Origin of the sequence: Enterococcus aquimarinus (assembly GCF_001885765.1) — a bacterium.
GTDB lineage: Bacteria > Bacillota > Bacilli > Lactobacillales > Enterococcaceae > Enterococcus_I > Enterococcus_I aquimarinus.
Map to the genome: position 1 here is coordinate 1 of NZ_JXKD01000011.1, position 20,963 is coordinate 20,963.

Annotated in this window: 20 protein-coding genes; 19 read left to right on the plus strand and 1 reads right to left on the minus strand. The window is 38.9% G+C overall.

The features are described from left to right. Nucleotides 1–284: 284 nt before the first annotated feature. From RU93_RS08090 to RU93_RS08110, 5 genes are read left to right on the plus strand one after another with little or no spacing between them, the layout of a single operon-like run. Nucleotides 285–2,405: a peptidoglycan D,D-transpeptidase FtsI family protein gene (locus RU93_RS08090; RefSeq protein ID WP_071875115.1), complete on the plus strand. Its 2,121-nt coding sequence runs from the start codon at nt 285–287 to the stop codon at nt 2,403–2,405. A gap of 41 nt (nt 2,406–2,446) precedes the next feature. Further along, a complete protein-coding gene (locus tag RU93_RS08095) occupies nt 2,447–4,333 on the plus strand; it encodes an ABC-F family ATP-binding cassette domain-containing protein (protein ID WP_071875116.1) in 1,887 nt (628 codons plus the stop codon). A 17-nt stretch (nt 4,334–4,350) separates the two neighbouring features. Further along, nucleotides 4,351–5,298 carry a thymidylate synthase gene (locus RU93_RS08100; protein ID WP_071875117.1) on the plus strand — a complete coding sequence of 316 codons (948 nt, stop codon included), beginning with the start codon at nt 4,351–4,353 and terminating at the stop codon, nt 5,296–5,298. 15 nt (nt 5,299–5,313) lie between these two features. After that, a complete protein-coding gene (locus RU93_RS08105; RefSeq protein ID WP_071875118.1) occupies nt 5,314–5,802 on the plus strand; it encodes a dihydrofolate reductase in 489 nt (162 codons plus the stop codon). Between the two features lie 51 nt (nt 5,803–5,853). Further along, nucleotides 5,854–6,354 (plus strand): GtrA family protein, encoded by a 501-nt coding sequence (locus RU93_RS08110; protein ID WP_245785390.1) that lies wholly within the window; start codon nt 5,854–5,856, stop codon nt 6,352–6,354. A gap of 47 nt (nt 6,355–6,401) precedes the next feature. Here the strand turns inward: RU93_RS08110 and trhA are convergent, their stop codons facing one another. Continuing rightward, nucleotides 6,402–7,055: a PAQR family membrane homeostasis protein TrhA gene (trhA, locus tag RU93_RS08115; protein WP_071875120.1), complete on the minus strand. Its 654-nt coding sequence runs from the start codon at nt 7,053–7,055 to the stop codon at nt 6,402–6,404. A gap of 124 nt (nt 7,056–7,179) precedes the next feature. Here trhA and RU93_RS08120 point away from each other — a divergent pair, with 124 nt between their 5' ends. The 14 genes from RU93_RS08120 (at nt 7,180) to RU93_RS08185 (ending at nt 20,773) form a co-directional block, all read left to right on the plus strand. Beyond that, nucleotides 7,180–8,022, plus strand: coding sequence for a DegV family protein (locus RU93_RS08120; protein WP_071875121.1), 843 nt, complete (start codon nt 7,180–7,182; stop codon nt 8,020–8,022). Between the two features lie 143 nt (nt 8,023–8,165). Continuing rightward, a complete protein-coding gene (locus RU93_RS08125) occupies nt 8,166–9,032 on the plus strand; it encodes an SGNH/GDSL hydrolase family protein (protein WP_071875122.1) in 867 nt (288 codons plus the stop codon). Between the two features lie 3 nt (nt 9,033–9,035). Further along, nucleotides 9,036–9,641 (plus strand): YpmS family protein, encoded by a 606-nt coding sequence (locus RU93_RS08130; protein ID WP_071875123.1) that lies wholly within the window; start codon nt 9,036–9,038, stop codon nt 9,639–9,641. A gap of 20 nt (nt 9,642–9,661) precedes the next feature. Beyond that, nucleotides 9,662–10,174: a peptide-methionine (S)-S-oxide reductase MsrA gene (gene msrA, locus RU93_RS08135; protein ID WP_071875124.1), complete on the plus strand. Its 513-nt coding sequence runs from the start codon at nt 9,662–9,664 to the stop codon at nt 10,172–10,174. Beyond that, nucleotides 10,171–10,392 carry a YozE family protein gene (locus RU93_RS08140; RefSeq protein ID WP_071875125.1) on the plus strand — a complete coding sequence of 74 codons (222 nt, stop codon included), beginning with the start codon at nt 10,171–10,173 and terminating at the stop codon, nt 10,390–10,392. Before msrA ends, RU93_RS08140 begins: the two co-directional genes overlap by 4 nt. A gap of 16 nt (nt 10,393–10,408) precedes the next feature. Further along, nucleotides 10,409–11,827 carry a S41 family peptidase gene (locus RU93_RS08145; RefSeq protein ID WP_071875126.1) on the plus strand — a complete coding sequence of 473 codons (1,419 nt, stop codon included), beginning with the start codon at nt 10,409–10,411 and terminating at the stop codon, nt 11,825–11,827. 14 nt (nt 11,828–11,841) lie between these two features. Further along, nucleotides 11,842–12,387: a signal peptidase I gene (gene lepB, locus RU93_RS08150; RefSeq protein ID WP_071875127.1), complete on the plus strand. Its 546-nt coding sequence runs from the start codon at nt 11,842–11,844 to the stop codon at nt 12,385–12,387. A gap of 212 nt (nt 12,388–12,599) precedes the next feature. Beyond that, on the plus strand, nt 12,600–13,466 hold the full coding sequence (gene ylqF, locus RU93_RS08155; protein ID WP_071875128.1) for a ribosome biogenesis GTPase YlqF: 867 nt from the start codon (nt 12,600–12,602) through the stop codon (nt 13,464–13,466). Continuing rightward, the gene (locus tag RU93_RS08160) at nt 13,453–14,223 is read left to right on the plus strand and encodes a ribonuclease HII (RefSeq protein WP_071875129.1); all 771 of its coding nucleotides are present in this window, start codon (nt 13,453–13,455) and stop codon (nt 14,221–14,223) included. Before ylqF ends, RU93_RS08160 begins: the two co-directional genes overlap by 14 nt. Nucleotides 14,224–14,283: 60 nt before the next feature. Continuing rightward, nucleotides 14,284–15,168 carry a DNA-processing protein DprA gene (gene dprA, locus RU93_RS08165; RefSeq protein ID WP_084131308.1) on the plus strand — a complete coding sequence of 295 codons (885 nt, stop codon included), beginning with the start codon at nt 14,284–14,286 and terminating at the stop codon, nt 15,166–15,168. Nucleotides 15,169–15,284: 116 nt separating this feature from the next. Beyond that, a complete protein-coding gene (gene topA / locus RU93_RS08170) occupies nt 15,285–17,363 on the plus strand; it encodes a type I DNA topoisomerase (protein WP_071875131.1) in 2,079 nt (692 codons plus the stop codon). Between the two features lie 92 nt (nt 17,364–17,455). Next, entirely contained in the window at nt 17,456–18,760 is a 1,305-nt protein-coding gene (gene trmFO, locus RU93_RS08175; RefSeq protein WP_071875132.1) for an FADH(2)-oxidizing methylenetetrahydrofolate--tRNA-(uracil(54)-C(5))-methyltransferase TrmFO, read from the plus strand. 143 nt (nt 18,761–18,903) lie between these two features. Beyond that, the gene (locus RU93_RS08180) at nt 18,904–19,329 is read left to right on the plus strand and encodes a hypothetical protein (protein ID WP_342741501.1); all 426 of its coding nucleotides are present in this window, start codon (nt 18,904–18,906) and stop codon (nt 19,327–19,329) included. Between the two features lie 16 nt (nt 19,330–19,345). Then, entirely contained in the window at nt 19,346–20,773 is a 1,428-nt protein-coding gene (locus tag RU93_RS08185; protein ID WP_084131311.1) for a flotillin family protein, read from the plus strand. Nucleotides 20,774–20,963: the final 190 nt, after the last annotated feature.

Genomic DNA, 20,963 nt, shown 5'->3' on the forward strand with positions numbered 1-20,963 from the left:
ATTTCTACCAACACTAGAAAGTATAGAACCTGATTTTGCTCTTTTCTTTTTTTGTGACTTATCCACACATAAAAGTGCATGAAAATGTTTCACGTCGATTCCTCTTCATGCTAGGGGTAATTGATTGTTTTATCTGGTTTTTTGTACGAGTAACATGAATTAGCGAAAGATTGTGTGAAACAAAATAAGTGTTTTAAATTTTAATTAAAGTGTGAAATTCACCCTTTTTCTCTGATTTTTTTGGTAAAATAGAACGTAGACATTGCAAGGAAGGAAATCAATACATGCAGAAATTAAAAAAAATGTTTTCAGATACCAGACAAACAGAAAACAATGCCAAAAATAAAGTGAAATCACACATACCTTTTCGTTTGAACTTATTATTCTTTGTTATCTTTGGATTATTTGTGGCTCTAATTGTGCAACTGGGATATTTACAAATTATCAATGGTGATAGTCTCCAAGCGAAAATTACCGCTTCTTCGGTACGCAAAATTGAAACAAGTACGCCGCGGGGGATGATTTATGATGCAACGGGGAAGGTTCTCGTAACGAATAATCCAAATCCAGCAATCACGTTCACAAGAGGCTTGAATATGACGGCCGAAGATTTACTTGAATTAGCTGAAGAGCTAGTGACACTTATTGCGATTGAAATCGATGAGAATCTGACGCAGAGGGATTTAAAAGATACGTGGTTAGCTAGAAAAGAAAACTTAGAAGCTGCTCGGGACCGTGCTTCCAAAGAGGCATTAGCGGAAAATGAATATCAAGCGATTGTCGATCAAGTGACAGATGAGGAAATTGCCTTTGATGATCAAGCGCTGAAAGTCGCAACCGTTTTTAAACGATTAAATAGTGCACAAGAATTAACAACGATTTTTGTCAAAAATCAAAATGTTACGGATCAGGAATTAGCGATTATTGCCGAACGGAGTAGCGATTTGCCTGGAATTTCAACTGGAATGGACTGGACAAGAGAAGTAGTCGAAGAAAACAGTTCATTGCAAAGTATTATTGGGAAAGTCTCCACGGAGCAACAAGGACTTCCAGCGGATGAAGTTGAAGCCTATTTAGCAAAAGGCTATGCACGAAATGATCGTGTCGGTACGAGTTTCTTAGAAAAGCAATACGAGTCTGTTTTACAAGGAACAAAAGCGCAACAAGAAATTGCCATTAACTATTCTGGTGGAATTGAGGCGATTACCGAAACCTATCCTGGTGAGAAGGGTGATAACCTTGTTTTATCGATTAACGCTGAGTTTCAGCAAAAAGTTGATGAAATTTTACAAAAGAACTATCAAAAACTCATTGATGATGGCTTTGCCGATTATTCACCGGGGGCATACGTAGTGGCTATCAATCCCAAAACGGGTGGCGTACTCGCGCTATCGGGGTATTATCATGAAGTCGGATCAAAAGAGATTCAAGAAGATGCGATTGGAATCTATAAAAAAGCGTTTGTTCCAGGATCGGTCGTAAAAGCGGCAACGTTAACGGCAGGTTGGAACAATGGGGTCTTAAATGGGAACGAAGAGCTTTATGACCAACCAATTCGTTTAAAAGGTTCAAATCCAAAAGCCTCTATTTTCAACCCAGATGGTCGTGGAAATCGCTGGATTGATGCGCGTAAATCATTAGAAATTTCTTCCAACTCATACATGATTCAAATTGCCTTGCGCTTGTTAGGAATCGAATATGATGGAAGTGAAATTTATGTCCCTTCAGTACCTGAACAAAAAGAGGCATATGAGAAATTACGTAAAGCAATGGCAGAGTATGGAATGGGCGCCGTTACAGGAATTGACTTGCCAGGAGAAGAAATAGGGATTCAAACAGCAGTAAAGTATTTATCCGATGCGAACTATGATGGGGGTAAGTTACTCGATTTGGCGTTTGGCCAGTTTGATACGTACACGCCTATTCAACTCGCTCAATATGTCGCAACGATTGCCAACGATGGGGTTCGTTTACAGCCGCATTTAGTGCAAGCCATCTATGCTAATGACGAAGAAGGCAAGCTTGGTCAACTGAAAGAATCGCTGCAGCCCATTGCGCTAAATGAAGTTGATTTAACAGCGGCAGAATTGGCGATTATTCAAGATGGCTTCCGTGATGTTGTGACTGGAACGGACGCCAATACGACAGGGACGATGTTACAAAATAGCAAAATGGAAATTTCTGCGAAAACAGGGACCGCCGAGATGACAGTGACAGATAATGGAAAATTATTGGATGTTGAAAATTTAAATGCCGTTTCCTACGCACCAACCTCGGATCCAGAAATTGCCTTAGCCGTTGTGATTCCACAATTACGCGGTGAAAAAAGAGGGTATCCAAATTTAACTATCACAAAAGAGATCATGGATGTCTATTACGACATGTTTATGAATAAAGCAGAATAAAAGAAACAAAATGGAAAGTGATTCATTAGGAGGCTATTTTTTTGAAAGAATTAAAGGTTATTGATTTGTCAAAAACATATGGAACAAAAGATATTTTTAATCAAATTTCCTTTATCATCCGAACCAATGATCGAATAGGATTGATTGGTGTAAACGGCACTGGTAAAACAAGTTTGCTTTCTATTCTTTCAGGAAGAGAAAAAGGTGACGGTGATCGTCAGGCAGTTTTTTATCCGAAAGATTATCGCGTTGCTTATTTAGAACAAGATAATATTATAGGAGAAGATCTAACGGTTTTAGAAGCCGTCTTTCAAGGAGAAAACGAGCAAGTAAAAATCGTGCGGCGCTATGAAAAAGCCTTGCTAGAATTACAACTAAGTGGAGATGACCCAGCGATTCAAAAAGAATTTGAACGTGCTCAAGAAGCTATGACGGAACACGATGCTTGGTTAACGGATACGAATGCCAAAATTATTTTACAACGCTTAGGCATTCAGGAGTTAGATAAAAAAATGAAAGAATTATCGGGTGGGCAAAAAAAGCGTGTTGGACTAGCTCAAGTTCTAATCGATGAGCCGGACTTATTATTACTAGATGAACCGACTAACCACTTGGATTATCAAACGATTGAATGGTTAGAAGGATATCTAAAACAATATCGCGGTTCGCTAGTGATGGTGACACATGATCGCTATTTCTTGGACCGTGTTTCTAATCGAATTTTTGAATTAGCTTTTGGCCAACTTCATGAATATAAAGGGAATTATGAAGAATACCTCATTGCAAGATCAGAACGCGAACGAGTCGAAGAAGATCAAGAAGGCAAGAGAAAACAATTATTTAAGCAGGAACTTGCTTGGATGCGTGCGGGAGCGAAGGCTCGGACAACAAAACAACAAGCTCGTATTGGACGATTTGAAGAATTAAAAGAAAATCTGCATCAAGTCAAACGTACAGGTGACATTGAGATTGATATTGCGAGTCAGCGTTTAGGGAAACAAGTCTTAGAAATCAAAAATGGGGACTTCACGATTGGGCAACAAGCGATATTAACGAACTTTGACTTACTGATTCAAGCCAATGAACGGTTAGGGATTACAGGTGAAAACGGCGCCGGAAAATCAACATTACTAAATATCTTAGCGCAACGATTACCGCTGGATCATGGAACATTGATTGTTGGGGAAACTGTTCGATTAGCTTATTATACTCAGCAAAATGAAGAGATGAATCCTGAAACACGCATGATTGCCTATTTACAAGAGGCCGCTGAAGCTGTTTCGCGAAAAGACGGCTCTCAGATTAGTGTTGCGGAACTTTTGGAGCGATTTTTATTCCCGCGTCACTCCCATGGAACAAAAATCGGGAAGCTATCCGGTGGCGAAAAACGACGGTTGTATTTATTAAAATTACTCGTTGGACAACCGAATGTTTTATTATTAGATGAACCGACCAATGATTTAGATATTGATACGTTAACAATTTTAGAGGATTATTTACATTCGTTTCCAGGAGCCGTGATTACTGTTTCTCATGATCGTTATTTCTTAGACAAAGTAGCTGAAAAGTTATTAATTTTTGAAGGAAATGCGCAGATTCGTTCCTATTATGGGTCAATTAATGATTACTTACGTGAATCTTCCAGTGAAGAACAGCTAAAAATGATTGCCAAAAAAGAAACGATTCAAATAGTTGAACCGAAAAAAGAGAAACAAAAGTTAAGTTATATGGAACAAAAGGAATGGGAAACCATTGAAGATGACATTGCCGGACTAGAAGCAAAAATCGAAACCTTAACAGAAGAAATGAATCATCAAGGTTCAAATTTTACTGAGTTACAGAAAATTCAAACCACGATTAGCGAAGTGGAAGCACAGCTTGAAGAAAAAATGAACCGCTGGGAATATTTAAGTGAGTGGGCAGATTAGGGAAAAGGGGTAGGAAATTGGAGCAAGCATATTTAGATCTAGGGGAAAAAATTTTGCTAGAAGGCAATCACAAAGAAGATCGGACAGGTACGGGAACCAAAAGTATCTTTGGCCATCAGATGCGCTTTAATTTACAAGAAGGCTTTCCACTATTGACAACGAAACGCGTCCCGTTTGGGTTAATAAAAAGTGAATTACTATGGTTTATCAAAGGGGATACCAATATCCGTTATCTCCTTGAAAATAATAATCACATATGGGATGAGTGGGCTTTTGAACGGTATATCAAGTCAGAGGCCTATAAAGGACCAGATATGACTGATTTCGGGCATAGAGCCTTACAGGACGAAGCATTTAATGAACAGTATCAATTTGAGCTAAAACAATTTTGTGAAAAAATCGTGTCTGATGACGATTTTGCCCAACAACATGGTGATTTGGGGAAGGTTTACGGGTATCAGTGGCGTCATTGGCAAACGACTAAAGGCGAATGGATTGATCAATTAAAAGAAGTGATTGAAATGATTAAAACAAATCCAGATTCTCGTCGTTTATTAGTCTCTGCTTGGAATCCAGAAGATGTTCCAACGATGGCGCTTCCGCCTTGCCATACAATGTTTCAATTTTATGTTCATGATGGGAAATTAAGTTGCCAATTGTATCAACGAAGTGCCGATGTTTTTTTAGGTGTTCCGTTTAATATTGCAAGTTACGCCTTATTGACTCATTTAATTGCGCATGAAACAAATTTAGAGGTCGGGGAATTTGTGCATACGTTAGGTGATGCCCATTTATACCTGAATCATTTAGAACAAATGAAAGAGCAATTAACTCGTGAGATACGAACGGCTCCTAAACTAAAATTAAATCCAGAAAAGCAATCGGTTTTTGATTTTGAGATGATGGATATTACCTTAGAAGGCTATGATCCTCATCCAACTATTAAAGCACCGATTGCCGTTTAAAAGGAGGATAACAACATGTTAGCAGCGTTATGGGCAGAAGATTTACAAGGTATCATCGGTAAAGATCAGACATTACCATGGCATTTACCCAATGATTTAAAATACTTTAAAGAAATGACGATAGGCAAAACAATTGTCATGGGAAGAACAACTTTTGAAGGGATGGGTTCACGGCCTCTACCGAATCGACAAACGATTGTGTTAACGCGTAATCCAGACTACCAAGCAGAGGGTGTAACGGTGATGCATAGTGTAGATGACGTATTAGCCTATGCAAAAACCAAGGAGGAGCCAACGATGATTATTGGCGGAGCCGTCGTCTTTCAGGATTTTCTTCCGTACTATGATCTCTTATACCGTACAGTTATTGAAGAAAAATTTTCAGGGGATACGTATTTTCCATCTTTAGAATGGCAAGACTGGGAGTTAGTGTCTTCCATTCCTGGTGTGACAGATGAACAGAACGTTTACTCCCATCGCTTTGAGACATATCGACGTAAGTAAAAAAATTAGTTCCAGCAGTAGTATTTATCACAAATGAAAAGGGTGCTAAATGTGAATAAATCGAAACATCGTGAAATCATGCGCTATCTCATCATTGGTGTGTTAACAACCGTCGTCTATTTTTTAGTGCGATTTTCGGTTTTTTCGCTCGTGCAATCCGGACTGTTGTCAGTTGTCGTTGCCCAAATCGCAGCGATTCTTTTTGCTTTTGCAACGAATAAATGGTTTGTCTTTCAAAATCAAGCGAAGGATTTTCAAGAGTTATGCCACCAATTCGTCCTTTTCTGTTTAGCGAGGGGCTTTGTTTTTCTGTTAGATATTGGCATTACGTTGCTCACAGTCGAGTGGTACAGCGCCTTTTTTATTAGCATTATGCGCTTAGAGCAACTCGACTATACAACGGGACTTTTTACTTTGCCATTTTTAAAACCCTATATTGGGAATCCCATAACTTTGAACGCTTTTATCTTTGCTTTAGTGACGCAGATTTTAGCGATAATGATCAATTATGTCTTAAGTAAGTATTTGATATTTAAAAAAGAGTATAACTAAAAAAGACTCTCAGAATTGGCACTTAGCCATTCCTGAGAGTCTTTTTCTTACGTATAAAGTAAAATAGAAAAGTAAATCAAGCCAGCACCTAACATGACAAACAAATGCCAGACGACATGCATGAAAGGGACATTTTTCAAGCGATAAAAAATCGTTCCGAAAGTGTAAGCAATTCCGCCACTAGCTAAAAGCGCAGTCCCTCTAACTCCTAACGATTGGACAAGGGGATAAAAGGCGATTAAACATAACCAACCCATGACAATATAGATCATCGTAGAGATTTTTGGATTAGGCTCTTTTTGATGCAATGTGAGCGATTTATAGATGATACCGGCAATCGCGATGAGCCATATAAAAACAAATAAGGTCCAACCAAGCCACCCTTGAATGCTAATTAAGCAAAAGGGCGTATAGCTTCCGGCAATGAGTAGGAAAATAGAACTATGGTCGAAAACTTGAAAAACTGTCCTTGCACGTGTGAACATTAAACTATGAAATAACGTGGAAAACAAAAAAAGTAGGATCATTGTTGAGCCGTAAATAGCATACGAAACAATATGAACAGGAGAACCTAACTGTGCACCTTTGACTAATAAAACGACCAAACCGGCGATACTAAACCCTAGTGCAATTCCATGAGTTACCGCATTTAAAATTTCATTTAAAATTAGGTAATTCCGATTATCTTTTGACATTTCCATAAAACCACCTCAACTTTGATTAATTGATGAAAAATTGATTTGAATTTGCTATACTATTCTTATAGAATATTCTTGTTTATTTTAACATGAATAGAAGCTGTTTTAAAAGGAAGAGTGAAAAAACATGAAAAAACTTAAAATCGTTACCGATTCATCTTGTACAATGGATAGTTCTGTTGCCGAACAATTAGCGATTCATATTGTCCCACTTTCGGTGATGATTGATGACGTCATTTATGCAGATGATGATCATTTAGGCCGTATTCAGTTTATGGAGAAAATGGCTGTAGCTAAAAATTTACCTAAAACAAGCCAACCCCCAATCGGGAAGTTTGTTGAACTTTATGATCAATTAGGGGAAGACGGTAGTGAAATTTTATCGATTCATATGACAAGAGCTCTAAGTGGGACGGTCGAAGCAGCTCGTCAAGCCTCACAATTAACGAAGTCGAAAGTTGTCGTGATTGATTCGAATACAACTGATCAAGGCCTTTCATTTGCCGTGATTAAAGCGGCTGAACTAGCGCTTGAAGGCGAAACATTGACAGAAGTGCTGCCAGTTGTTGAGAACTTACTAGCTCACAGTAAACTATATATTGGTCTTTCCACACTTGATAACTTGGTAAAAGGTGGCCGGATTAGTCGGGCTAAGGGAGTGGTCTCCAGTTTTTTAAACATGCGTGTCGTAATGGAATTAAAAAATGCAGAATTGATTCCGGTTATCAAAGGTCGAGGCAATAAAACATTTTTGAAATGGTTTGAAGGATTCAAAGAAGAGCTGAAACAAACACCGAATTTAAAACGGATTGGGATTTCCTACGCGGGAGAAACTGAGCAGTTAAAGCTGTTTCGAGATGAATTACAAGAACTCTTTCCTGAAGTGATGATTACCTTTTTCCATACAACGCCTGTCATTTCTACTCATACAGGCAGTGGTGCCTTTGCCATCATGTACTATTCAGAGTAGTAGATCGTCTCCATAATACGTATTATGGGGATTTTTTTTATTTTTTTAACAAACAGTAAAGTTCGAGTGATGCTTAGTATTAAAATTCATGGTTTTCTGTTAAAATAACGAATAAATGATTAGATGGATGGAAGGGAACCTTAATGAAGATAAATAACATGTTAATAACGACATTTGGTTTTTTGGTGGTTACCTTGGCTAGCTTTTTTGTTTTCTCGCAAATGATTCCCAAAGCACCGGCTCGTTTACGGACAGATGAAACAGCCACCCAAGCAGTTGCTGTTAAAAACAATATTCGTTTTGTGGCGATTGGCGATTCGCTGACGGAAGGCGTGGGTGATGAAACAGCGAGTGGGGGGTATGTCCCACTAGTTGCCTCTAATTTGGAAGAAGCCTTTTCAATCAATAGTATTGAAATTGAAAATTACGGTGTAGCGGGTGATCGTAGTACGCAAATTTTAAAGCGGATCAATGAACAACAAGAGATTCAAGACGACATTTCCTCGGCAGAAATAATCAGCGTAACGGTTGGTGGTAATGACTTAATGAAAGTCATTCAAAATAATATCTTAGGCTTATCAGTGGAAAAGTTTGAAAAACCTGGTGAGAAATATCAAGCGAATTTAACGAATTTACTGACTACTATCCGTCAACTCAATTCGACTGCTCCGATTTATGTTTTAGGGATTTATAACCCTTATTATATTTATTTCCCAGAAATCACGGAAATGCAGACCATTATTGATCAGTGGAATACACGGACGCAAGCGGTCGTGGAGCAAGAAGAAAGAATGTATTTCGTGCCCATTAATGATTTGATTTATCAAGGGATTATTAGCGATGAAGAAGCAAGTGAAGTCCCTGACGCGGACACGTTAAATGAATTGCGAAATAACGCAATTTATGAAGGAGATAATTTTCATCCGAATTATAACGGGTATCAACTGATAGCGAAAGCCTTTACGAATAAAATGAAGGAAACCAAGGATGATTGGTTAATAGAGGAGTAAGTCATGGAAAAAAAGAATGTTACGTTAACGAAACTCAATCCATGGAAAGCGGCCTTTCTTTTCTTAGTTGCCGTTTTAATTGGTGGATTTTTACTACTTTTCACTCGTCTCACACAAGAAAGAGAAAATGTTTCACAAATTATTGCTGAAAATGTGGTGCGCGAAGGAGATCCCGTGATTACAATCAATAGCAATAAAGAACAAGTCAATCGTTTTGTTGATTTCTACTTAGCGGATCTTCAAAAAGATGCCGAGCAACAATACCAGTTTGTCTTAAAAAATGAAGCTTTGTTAACAGGAGAATTCGACTTGTTAGGTTTTCCGGTAAGTTTTTATTTATACTTTGATCCGTTTGTAATGGCAAATGGGAACATTCAGTTGAAAGCCAAAAGCCTCTCGATTGGGGCACTCGGCTTGCCAATTAATCAAGTATTAAAAATGATTCAAAACAATAGTGAAATTCCAGAGTGGATTGACATTCAACCGAAAGAAGAAATGATTATTTTAAGGTTGGATCAATTTGAATTAAAAAATGGGATGTTTTTTAGAGCAGATAAAATTAATTTAGTCGATAATGAAATTCAGTTAAATGTGTATTTACCTGAATAATAAAAAAGGAGAAGATGAAAATGGAACAAGCAATTTTTGCAGGAGGCTGCTTTTGGTGTATGGTACAACCTTTTGATGAGGCCCCAGGAATTCATAGTGTGACTTCTGGTTATACAGGAGGACATATGGCGAATCCGACGTACGAGCAAGTATGTAGTGGGACAACTGGCCACACAGAGGCGGTTGAAATTATTTTTGATCCAGAAAAAATTTCATATGACGAACTACTAACGATTTATTGGCAACAAACAGATCCAACGGATGCTTTTGGCCAATTCCAAGATCGAGGAGATAGTTATCGTCCAGTTATTTTTTATATGAATGAAGAGCAAAAACAACAAGCAGAAGCCAGTAAAGCGGCGTTAGCGCAAAGTGGGCGTTTTGATCGACCAATTGTTACAACGATTGAACCTGCTGTACCATTTTATCCAGCAGAGATGTACCACCAAGATTATTATAAAAAAAATCCTGCCAATTTTTCGCGCAATCATGCTAAACGTGCCGCCTTTATGAAGGAAAAGTGGGGCGAATGAGAAAAACGTTCTATCAATATTTAATGACGTTAAAAGATGCCAAAATTCCGACAGATACGAGTCAGTTGGCAACTGCCGTAAGTTTAGATAACCAATTTCCTCGATATAGCGAAGAGTATCATGAAATTTCTGAGTATTTAGAAATGAATACCAATTACTTGCCTGATTTGTCTTTGTTTGATCGTTTGTGGGAGATTTATGTAGAAGAAAATATGTAGATAAAGGAGTCACATTGTGAAGGAAAATACGGTGCCATTTCATCGTCATATCATTTCATTGATCTGTGTGGCAATCATTAGTGGTGGCGTTGTTCAAATGTTGAATAAGCCGAAATTAATCGACCAGACAGAGAATGACGAACTAGCAAAAGTACACACGTTATTTCAAAATATTCAAGAGGATTACTACGAAAGTGTGGATCCAGATGTGCTAATTGAAGGGGCATTACAAGGCATGACGGAAGCGTTAGATGATCCTTATACGTCATACTTCAATCAAGAAGACTCGGAAGCTTTTTCTGAAACATTATCTGGTCAATTTGAAGGGATAGGGGCGACATTAATGCTTCAAAATGACTTGCCAGTAATCGCTGAACAACCTGCCCCAGAAAGTCCTGCTGCCCAGAGTGGATTGCAAATGGATGATCAAATTTTAAGAGTAGACGGGAAAGAAACAAAAGGTGAGTCTCTTACTGAGATCGTTTCGTGGATTCGGGGAGAGCAAGGTACGACCGTTACGCTGACGATTCAGCGAGAAGCCGCAGTTTTGGATGTTGAAGTGACCCGTAACGTGATTGCAATTGAATCGGTTTACGGTTCAATCGATGCGCAACATTCTGCAGTCGGAAAGATCGAAATTGCCACTTTCAGTGAGAATACCGCTGCTGAACTACAAGCAATGATTGAAAAATTAAGAAAAGCGGGTGCGACGTCTTTTGTCCTTGATTTACGGGGCAATCCAGGAGGCTACCTCGATCAAGTGGAACGTATGGCGAGCATGTTTTTAGCAGATGGTGACGTGATTGTACAATTCGGCCTAAAAGAAGAGATTGTCGGTGAAGTGAGAGCATCGAGTGAGCTCGATCAAGGATTCAAAGTGACGGAACCCGTTGTGGTGTTAGTCGATGGAGGGAGTGCCTCTGCTTCTGAAATTTTAGCGGCTGCTTTACAAGAGTCAGCGGGTGTACCCGTTGTTGGTATGCAAACGTTTGGTAAAGGGACCGTCCAAGGGGTTCAATCTTTAGATGACCAAAGTGAAATAAAATTGACGATTCAAAAGTGGCTGACACCTAAAGGAAATTGGTTAAATGAAGTGGGCGTAACACCAGATAATGTGGTTGATTTTCCAGAATATGCCTATTATTCGTCTTTATTACAAGATGAATTTGTTGTGTTGGGTGATACGAGTGAAAAAGCGCAAGAGTTGAATCAGTTTTTAGAAGTATTAGGATACATGGATGACGTTGAAGACACGTTTAACGAAAACACGCAAGCAGCACTCTCGTTATTTCAAGAAGAAAATGAGTTGACGGTCACAGGAGCCTTAGATTTAGCAACGGCTGTCAAGTTAGAAGAACAATTGAGAGCGAAATTAAGAGAAAACGATCCGATGTATCTAAAAGCGATCGAAGTATTATTAGAAAGAATAAATTGAAAAGGATGACTTTCATGACAGGGGAACGATTAAGAGATGGCTTTTGGTTAACAGTCAAATATATCTTTCTAGCGGGCAGTTTGGCTTTGATTATTAGAGGCTTTTTTCTGATTCCAGTACCGGTGGAAGGAACATCCATGCAAAGTACGTTGAATCAAGGTGATTTCATTTTAATGGAAAAATTTTCTTCAGTGGAACGCTTTGATGTGATTGTTTTTCAACGGCCAGATGGCACGACGTATATTAAGCGAGTGATTGGGTTACCTGGTGAAACGGTGAGTTACCGAGAGGGGCAACTCTATATTAATGATGAAAAAGTCAGCGAAGATTTTTTAAAAGAAAACTTAGCACAAGATGAGGAGCGTTTGCCTTTTACCAATGATTTTGAATTCCAAGAATTAATGGGTGTTAAAAAACTAGGAAAAGATAGCTATTTTGTGTTAGGCGATAATCGACGCTTGTCTAAGGATAGTCGCTCATTTGGAGCCATTTCGGGTGATAATATTTTAGGTAAAGCGCGCTTTGTTTACTATCCGTTCAGTCATATCCGTTTTGTCTAGTTGTCTCCTCAAAAAAGAGCTGTGAGCATTCACTCACAGCTCCTTTTTTGAGGAGATTTATGTGACATTTTAAGGAGTAGTAGCGGCTTTTATTTGTTCTTTTTATCAAAGAATAGGGTTCAATGACTCAGATTATCATTCAAGTGTGTTACAATATGAAGCGAAAATCAATGACCGATGTCGTTGAGATTAGGAGAAAGAGGGAAAGATAAATGACAATCCAATGGTTCCCAGGACACATGGCGAAAGCTCGTCGGGAAATAAGTGAAAAATTAAAATTTGTTGATATTGTGTTTGAATTGGTAGATGCACGATTACCAATTTCTTCACGAAATCCAATGCTCGATAAAGTATTGCAACAAAAACCAAGACTCGTATTAATCAACAAAGCAGATTTAGGTGATCCCCAACAAATAAAATTATGGGAAAAATATTTTACCAATCAAGGATACTATACGTTAGCAATTAACGCGCAAGAAAATAAGTGTATCAAAGAAATTATTGCAAAATCTAAGGAAGCATTAAGTGAGAAAATGGCGCGTGATCAGCGTCGTGGCATCAAACCTCGAGCGATTCGAGCGATGGTGATTGGGATTCCAAACGTTGGGAAATCGACGTTAATGAATCGATTAGTCGGTAAAAAAATTGCCCAAACAGGGAATAAACCAGGAGTAACAAAGGGGCAACAATGGCTGAAATCAGGAAAAGAATTAGAATTACTTGATACGCCAGGTGTGCTGTGGCCACGTTTTGAAGATCAAGAAATCGGCAAAAAATTGGCTCTCACAGGTGCCATTAAAGATCAGTTGTTACATTTAGATGACATTGCGATTTACGGTTTATCGTTTTTCACGCGCTATTATCCAGCTGTCATTAAGAAACGTTACAATCTAACGGATGAAGATTTAACGTTGAAAGGGTCCGATTTACTCATTAAAATCACGAAAAATCTCGGATTAAACGATCAATATGACCGAGCGAGCGAGCGTGTCGTTCTAGATATTCGTCAAGGAAAATTAGGAAGTTACACTCTCGATCGTTACGAAGAGGAAAGTGGTGAAGGCCATGACGAAGCCTGAATCGATTGCATGGATTAAAGAAACATTGCAGGCGATCACAAATAAAGAAGATCCGTATATACAAAGTCTTCGAGCCGATACTCGTCGAGGTGTGCAAAAATTAGTAGTCCAATTTGATAAAAAATGGGAGAAATTCGTACAACTTCAAGAAAAATATGAGGAAATGTTGGCATTTGAAAAATCGGCGTATCTTCAAGGTTACCAAGCGATTGCGGGGATTGATGAAGTCGGAAGAGGCCCGTTAGCTGGTCCAGTTGTATCAGCGGCAGTTATTTTACCAAAAGACTGTATCATCTTAGGTTTAAATGATTCAAAGCAACTCAGCGCCCAAAAGCGCGAAGCATTAGTGATTGAAATTAAACAAAAAGCTCTGGCAATCGGTATTGGAGTGGTAGAAGCGCCAGAAATTGATCAAATCAATATTTATCAAGCAAGTAAAAAAGCAATGGTTGAGGCAGTTGACGCGTTAGAAATGGTACCTGATTTTCTGTTAATCGATGCGATGCAATTGCCAATCGCACTTCCACAGGAAAAGATTATTAAAGGTGATGCGCGCTCAGTCTCGATTGCGGCAGCGAGTATTATTGCGAAAGTCTACCGTGACGAATTGATGGCAACATATGATCAGTTATATCCGGGCTACGGTTTTGCGAATAATGCAGGTTATGGCACGAAAGAACATTTGCTAGGCCTTGAAAAACATGGCATTACTCCGATTCATCGCTTGAGTTTTTCGCCTGTTTCAGCGATGCTCTAAAAAAATGTACCTTCTTTTTGCGAATCTATTTTAAAAATAGAGCAGAAAGAAGGTTTTTTTGTGGACCAAGTGGAAGAATTATTATATAAGTTAATTTACTGTGAAGGATTAGGGATTGTTGGGAAGTGGCGTTTACTCCATTTTGCGATGAAATTTGAATATACCGATTTTAACATCGATGAAGTGATCAAAATTACCAATACGTCAGGAAATAAAGGCGTACTAAAGGAAAGTTGGCAAAGGCTAACGACTGAATGGTTACAAGAAAAACGCAATAGGCAAAAAAGTGTTTCATTTTTTTCAGAGCGCTATCCAGAAAGTCTAAAAAATATTCCGCAGCCGCCTTTAGCGCTCTTTTATGAAGGGAATATTGACTTTTTAGAATATCCTTCGATTGCGATGGTTGGTGCGCGCTTGGCGACGCCTTATGCGAGTCAGGTACTCTATCAATTCATTCCTAAACTCGTCTTAGAAAATCTTGTCATTGTCAGTGGACTAGCCAAAGGCGTTGATCGTTTAAGTCATGAACTCGCCATTTTAGCTGGCGGCAAAACGATTGGCGTCATTGGCTGCGGACTTGATCGTTGTTATCCAAAAGAAGTCAGCTACCTATTCCAAGAAATGAAACAAAAACAGTTAGTGTTGAGCGAATATCCCTTAGGCACACCGATCAAAAAACATCATTTTCCGATGCGCAATCGTATTATTGCAGGGTTAACCCAAGGAACCTGTGTGATTGAAGCCAAAGAGCGGAGCGGCTCGTTAATTACCGCACAACTTGCCTTAGACAACGGCAAAGAAGTCTTTGCGATTCCGGGAGAAATCCTTAGCGGTCAATCAAGTGGTTGTCATCGACTCATTCAAGATGGGGCAAAATGTGTCTATCGAATGGAAGATATTTTAGCAGAATTACCTCAATATCGCTTGGATTTCTTAAAACCTTAAATTTCGCTTCTTGACAAAATATTCTCTTACAGATATGATAAGCTACGATTTGTTGTTATTGAACGAATGAGCTATTATATAGTAGGAATTTGTTTTGAAAGGAGCCAAAATGAACGATGGCCTATAAATATTTAGTGATTGTAGAATCACCTGCAAAAGCCAAAACGATTGAAAAGTACTTAGGAAAAAATTATAAAGTGGTGGCGAGTGTGGGGCATGTTCGCGATCTTCCGAAAAGTAAAATGGGTATTGATGTCGAAAATAATTACGAGCCCCATTATATTTCGATCCGAGGAAAAGGCGATGTGATTAAAAGTCTGCGCTCAGCTGCTAAAAAAGCTGAAAAAGTCTTCCTCGCAAGTGACCCGGATAGAGAAGGAGAAGCCATTGCTTGGCATCTGTCATTTTTACTTGGTTTAAACTTAGAAGATAAAAACCGCGTCGTCTTTAATGAAATTACAAAAGATGCCGTAAAAGCGGCCTTTAAAGAACCACGCTCAATTGATGTCGATTTAGTGGATGCGCAACAAGCACGTCGAATCCTTGACCGCTTAGTAGGGTATTCGATTAGTCCAATCTTATGGCGTAAAGTCAAAAAAGGTCTTAGTGCCGGACGGGTTCAATCGATTGCGCTAAAAATGATTATGGACCGTGAACAAGAAATTCGTGATTTTAAGCCAGAAGAATATTGGAGCTTAGATGGCAATTTCCAAAAAGAACGTAAAAAATTTAAAGCGAGTTTCTGGGGTGTGGATGGTAAGAAGAAGAAATTACCGAATGCAGCTAGCGTAAAAGAAGTCACAGATCGCATTTCAAGTGAAAACTTTGAGATTACGAAAGTTGAAAAGAAAGAAAGAATGCGGCAAGCAGCGGCACCTTTTACAACAAGTAGTTTGCAACAAGAAGCAGCGCGTAAATTGAATTTTAGAACACGGAAAACGATGATGGTTGCGCAACAATTGTACGAAGGTATTGCGTTAGGAAAACAAGGGACGGTCGGTCTGATTACCTATATGCGTACCGATTCCAAACGTTTATCCGATACGGCTAAAGTCGAAATTGCAGAGTTAGTGGAAACGACGTATGGCAGTGAATACATTTCGCGTAAAGTTAAAGCGCAGAAGAAGGCAGCCGGTTCTCAGGATGCCCATGAAGCGATTCGTCCAACAAGTGTTTTACGAACACCAGAAGAAATGGAGAAATTCCTAGACAAAGATCAATTAAAACTATATCGTTTAATTTGGTCACGTACCGTAGCGAGTCAAATGACGCCGGCCGTGTTTGATACGATGAAAGTCACGCTTGAACAAAATGGTGTTCGTTTCATCGCTAATGGATCTAAAATTAAGTTTAAAGGATTCATGCAAGTATATATTGAAAGTAACGATGATGGTAAAGAAGAAAAAGATAATATTTTACCGGATTTAGCTGTTGGAGAAACCGTTACGTCCGTTGATATTGAGCAAAAACAACACTTTACACAACCACCTGCTCGATTTAGTGAAGCGACGTTGATTAAAACGTTAGAAGAAAACGGGGTAGGAAGACCCTCTACTTATGCACCAACTCTTGAGACGATTCAAAGACGCTACTATGTAAAATTAGCGCAAAAACGTTTTGAACCGACAGAATTAGGAGAGATTGTCAATGCCATTATTGTTGATTTCTTTCCACAAATTATTGATATTCACTTTACGGCTGAAATGGAACGTGATTTAGATAAAATCGCAGAAGGGCAAGAAGAGTGGAAAAAGGTCGTCGATCATTTTTATCGTCCTTTTGAAAAAGAATTGGCGAAAGCTGAAGAAAATATCGAAAAAATTCAAATTAAGGATGAGCCAGCTGGTTTTGACTGTGATTTGTGTGGGCAACCAATGGTCATCAAATTAGGCCGTTATGGGAAGTTTTATGCGTGTAGTAATTTCCCTGAGTGTCGCAACACCAAAGCGATTGTAAAAGAAATTGGTGTTACGTGTCCGGCATGCCATGAAGGCCAAATTATTGAGCGAAAATCAAAGAAAAATCGTTTATTCTACGGTTGTAATCGATACCCAGAATGTGAATTTGTTTCGTGGGATAAACCAATCGGCCGAAATTGTCCGAAATGTGATCATTACCTCGTTGAGAAGAAGGTCAAAGGTGGGAAACAAATCATCTGTTCAAATGGGGATTATGAGGAAGCTGTACAAAAATAAAAAATAAGAGACAATGCCTGTTTTTTGGGAATGAACGTTATATCGGTTGATTCTCTTAAGACAGCCTGGCTTTTTCGATAAAGGAGAAATTTATGAAACATGTAAATGTAATTGGTGCAGGTCTTGCCGGAAGTGAAGCCGCTTGGCAAATTGCGCAAGCAGGGATTGAAGTCCATCTTTATGAAATGCGTCCAGTAAAAATGACAGACGCGCATCATACAGAAGATTTTGCGGAATTAGTGTGTTCAAACTCGTTACGTGGCAATAGTCTTGCCAATGCAGTCGGAGTATTAAAAGAAGAAATGCGTCGATTAAATTCAGTCGTCATTACTTCGGCCGATGAGACGGCTGTGCCTGCTGGCGGCGCGCTTGCTGTGGATCGTCATGCTTTTTCAGGAATGGTCACTAAGAAAGTGAAGGAACATCCATTAGTGACGGTCTTTTCAGAAGAAGTCACAACGATTCCTGAAGGCGTAACGATTGTGGCAACGGGCCCATTAACTTCAGAACCTTTAGCAGAAGCAATCAAAGAGTTTAATGGTTCCAATGGATTTTATTTTTATGATGCAGCAGCGCCAATTATCGACAAATCAACAATCGATATGGATAAGGTGTATCTGAAATCACGCTATGACAAAGGGGAAGCAGCTTATTTAAACTGCCCGATGAATAAAGAAGAATTTGAAGCGTTTCGTGATGCGCTGTTAGCAGCAGAGGTTGCGCCATTAAAAGAATTCGAGCAAGAAAAATTCTTTGAAGGTTGTATGCCGATTGAAGTGATGGCAGCTCGAGGACCCAAAACGATGCTCTTTGGACCCATGAAACCAGTTGGCTTAGAAGATCCTAAAACGGGTAAACGTCCGTATGCGGTGATTCAGTTACGTCAAGATAACGCGGTTGCAAGCTTGTATAATATCGTTGGATTTCAAACACATTTAAAATGGGGAGAGCAAAAACGTGTTTTCCAAATGATTCCTGGTTTAGAAAATGCGGAGATTGTTCGTTATGGGGTCATGCATCGCAATAGTTTTATGAACTCACCAGAATTATTAGAACAAACGTATCAATCAAAAAAACGTTCTGATTTGTTCTTTGCGGGTCAAATGACTGGCGTCGAAGGCTACGTTGAAAGCGCAGCGAGTGGTCTATTAGCAGGTCGCAATGCAGTGCGTTTAATCAAAGGGGAAGAATTAATTACGTTACCACGTGAAACGGCGATGGGAAGTTTAGCCTATTATATTACACATGCGTCTGGGAAAAATTTCCAACCGATGAATGTCAATTTCGGCTTATTCCCAGAAATGCCTGAACGGATTAAAGATAAAAAAACACGTTATGAAGCGATTGCGAACCGAGCGCTTGAAGCATTAGAAAAAGAAATAGAACACGGATTATAAAAATAACCAATACGATACGTCCTGGGTCTGAGAAACTTCTTGGTCCTCGGACGTATCTTTGTGTTTGAATTCGGCTAATACTTGTTTCTTTTTCAAGCCTGCGTTATGATTTGATTAGAACAATTGAAAGGGATGAATAAGTGATGGGAAGTCAAGTAACAACCGAAATTGAATCATTGTTTCAAGAATTGATGAACCAATCAGGATGGATTCAAGTCATTATTTGGTTACTGATTCTCATTAGTATACTCATTGTAGGCTACTTGTTGCTTAGTTTGCTATTTTTTCCTTTGATGTATCTGTTTAACCGCTTAACAGACAAAAATCAAAGCAATCCTCTTTCCAAAGAAGAGTTATTAATAGGAGAACTAACAGAGAAAATTACTGGCTTTTCGACAGGGGAAGTAATGGCCATTGATGGCATGAGTGCTCGTTCGCTTTATCCTGCTCAGTTGTATCGAGAAACGGAACAAGAAAGTGGCTTGTTATTACCAAAAGGAACAAAAGTATTAATTGTCGGTTTTAATGATCAAGGGATTGCTTTAGTGGTTGAAAAGAAGAGCATTTAGAAAGGAAGAAAAGGGTATGTCAATTGTTTTTGGTTTATTCGAGAGTATCATTTTTTGGGCAGTGCTTGCAGTCGTAATCGTTTTAATTTTTTTAATGGCGCGTTATCGTATTGGAAAGCCTGATGAAGCGTTAATCGTCACCGGTTCATTTTTAGGAAAAGAAGGAATCAAGATTTTAAAAAATAGTGGGACATTTGTGATTCCCATTGTCCAAAATGCGCATAAGTTAAGTTTATTGACGCATAAATTAGAAATTGGGACCCCAGAAGTCTATACTGAGCAAGGTGTTCCAATACTAGCGAGTGCAACGGTTTTAGTCAAAGTAGGCAATAGCGTGGAGTCGATTAAAACAGCTGCCGAGCAATATTTAGGGAAATCGACTTCTGAACTTGAAGATGAAGCAAGAGAAGTACTAGAGGGACACTTACGTGCGATTTTAGGAACGATGACGGTCGAAGCAATCTATAAAAATCGTGATGACTTTGCTGAACAAGTTCAACAAGTGGCATCGACTGATTTAAGCAAAATGGGATTAGAAATTGTTTCATTTACGATTAAAGATGTGAGTGATCCAAATGGCTACTTAGATGCCTTAGGTCGTCCGCAAATTGCGGAAGTTAAAAAGAATGCAGAAATTGCTGAGTCAAACGCCTTAAGAGAAACCCGAATTAAACAAGCGGCTAATGAGCAGTTAGCCCAACAAGAAGAAATTCAACGAAGAACAGAAATCGCGGAAGCTAATAAAGAGATGGCGTTAAAACAAGCTCACTACAAACAGGAACAAGAAGTAGCGGTTGCGCAAGCAGAGCAAGTCGCAACGGGCGAACAAATGAAGGTCCAATTAATCGAACAAGAAAAAAATATTGAAATTCAAGCGAAACAAGCTGAATTAGCAGAGAAAGAATTGACTGCAACACTAAGAAAACGGGCAGAAGCAGATAAGTACGTAGTGGAACAACAAGCATTAGCGGATAAAGCACGTGAAATTGCCAAAGCCGAAGCCGATGCAGCAAAAGTTCGCTTAGCAACACAAGCGGAAGCCGAACGAATTGAAAAAATTGGGTTAGCCGAAGCCGAAAAAATTACTAAAATCGGACAAGCGGAAGCCGAGTCACGAGAAAAAATGGCATTAGCACTACAAAAACTAAATGAAGCTGGTATTTTAATTGAATTCATTAAAGTGTTGCCTGCTATTGCGAAAGAAGTCAATGCTCCGATTAGTAACATTGAGAAAATGGTTAGTTTTAGCGGTGCAAGCGACATCCATCAAATGGGTGAAGCAGGACTGGCACGAACCTTTGATACGATTAAAGAAACGACTGGGTTAGATTTAGTCAATTTGATTAATGAATCGATGGCTGTTAGACAAGGGAATAAAGAAGTCGTCGCCGCAATTGATGGGACTCGACCAATTGAACCAATTGAACGTGTTCATGAAATATAAGACAGCGTAAGATTTACTAAAATAAGAGTAAAGTAAAAAAAGAAGGACAATTGTTCTTCTTTTTTTTGATGTCGCTATTGATGACTTTTGTATGAAAAGCCGTTTTAACTAGTGGGCTTCTAGTAATCAAAAATTCTGCAAGAAAGTTCTAAAAAAATTTCAGCTGTTTATTGTCATGATCGTCTGCAGA